The following is a 1,398-nucleotide window of genomic DNA, read 5'->3' on the forward strand; positions in this document are numbered from 1 at the left end:
CCTAGGCACCGCCGGCGACAACCGCGCCGACTACCTCACGCGACGACACAGCGCGAACAGTCCCCTCGGTGACACCCGCGGTCCAGCCGGCCTCTCCCGCGCAATCGCAGAGGCGATCCGCACCGCAATCGCCGCAGACGAGCCAGCGCACACTATTGATCACCGCATCGACGACGCCATCGCCACCGGGCAACCGTGGAGCCTCTGGTAGTCCACCAACTCCACAACGGGGAGGCCAACTCCAGGACGATGGGTACGACACCGAGTGACAACCGGTGATCCACCGACCCCTACCGAGGATCAACAATGCCCGTTCTCCCACTTGCCACCACCACGCTTCCGCAAGACGCCTCGCAGGTCACCTTTCCGGCGGCGTATGACATCGCATGGAGCGCGGCGATGGTAGGCATGATCGTCCTGGATGTCCTCGCCCTCATTCACCTGGCAAGACACCGACGGACTACATATGACTGGGCCTGGGCGCTCGTCATCCTCGCACTCCCGCTTCTCGGAGTGCTCCTGTACGCGCTACTCGGTCCTCGCCGCCGCAGCAGCGACAACACCGTCCGCGACACGATCACCTCGCCCCGGTGATCGACAAGGCCGTAGCACCATCCAGTAAAAGCACCCCACCGCAATAGCGACCGGCACCCGATCATCCCCTGGGCGGCCGGGCGGCTTGGGCCGCACCGCACGCGCACACCGCATGGCACGTCTCATCGCCGAACGAACCGGGGCGACCGTGTGACCGGCGACCAGGAACATCCGACCACCCCGGTCCGCCGGGGGAGCGGCGCCCTCCGAGCCTGATCCTGCCCCCACCTATGGCTGCCACTTCTCGGCACTCGGGGCCGCTTGGTGGGGAGCCAGCTGCGCTCACGGCTTAGGGGCCGGGCCTGCCTCGCGAGGTCCATCACGTAGTGAGTCCAACACTTCACGCAGCGTGTCCGAGGTCGCCTCGGCGCGTACCCGGGCCCGATCGGCCTCCTCGGCCTTGGCGCGCGCGAGGCTGGCGTCCTGGCGCACTGTCTCGAGCTGGCCACGCAGCTGCTCGAGCTCGGCCCGCAACGCCTTGACCTCTTCGGCTGCGCCATCGAGCGCGACGACAACCTCGTCTTTCTCCGCGACAGCGCGCTCCGCCGCGGTCAAAGCGTCAGCCTCGCCCGCGCGCGCGGCATCGAGTGCCACCGCGGTCGCCTCATCCGCCTGCTCCGCGGCCCGCTTCCACGCCGCGGCCCACACCGATTGCACCATCGCCGACATCGCCTCCGACAGGTCCGGAGCCTCTGGCACATCACCGGTGGCCGCGGCCGCGTGCTCACGCATCCACGCGGCCACCTCGCCGATCCGCACCCCTGCTTCGCGCTGCACGCTGCGGACAGTGATCTTGTCTCCCCG

The 1,398-nt window shown here is 68.7% G+C and carries 2 protein-coding genes and 1 pseudogene; 2 read left to right on the forward strand and 1 reads right to left on the reverse strand.

What is annotated here, in order from left to right; all coding sequences use genetic code 11:
• Both CEY15_RS18640 and CEY15_RS17700 read left to right on the forward strand, forming a co-directional pair.
• Window positions 1–211: pseudogene (locus CEY15_RS18640) on the forward strand (hypothetical protein); the annotation flags it as partial.
• Between the two features lie 95 nt (window positions 212–306).
• Entirely contained in the window at window positions 307–594 is a 288-nt protein-coding gene (locus CEY15_RS17700; RefSeq protein WP_095719495.1) for a PLDc N-terminal domain-containing protein, read from the forward strand.
• Between the two features lie 282 nt (window positions 595–876).
• Here CEY15_RS17700 and CEY15_RS17705 read toward each other — a convergent pair.
• Window positions 877–1,398, reverse strand: a 522-nt coding sequence (locus CEY15_RS17705) for a hypothetical protein (protein WP_095719496.1), incomplete at its 5' end; no start/stop codon positions are given.

It is taken from the genome of Dietzia natronolimnaea, assembly GCF_002289575.1.
GTDB lineage: Bacteria > Actinomycetota > Actinomycetes > Mycobacteriales > Mycobacteriaceae > Dietzia > Dietzia natronolimnaea_A.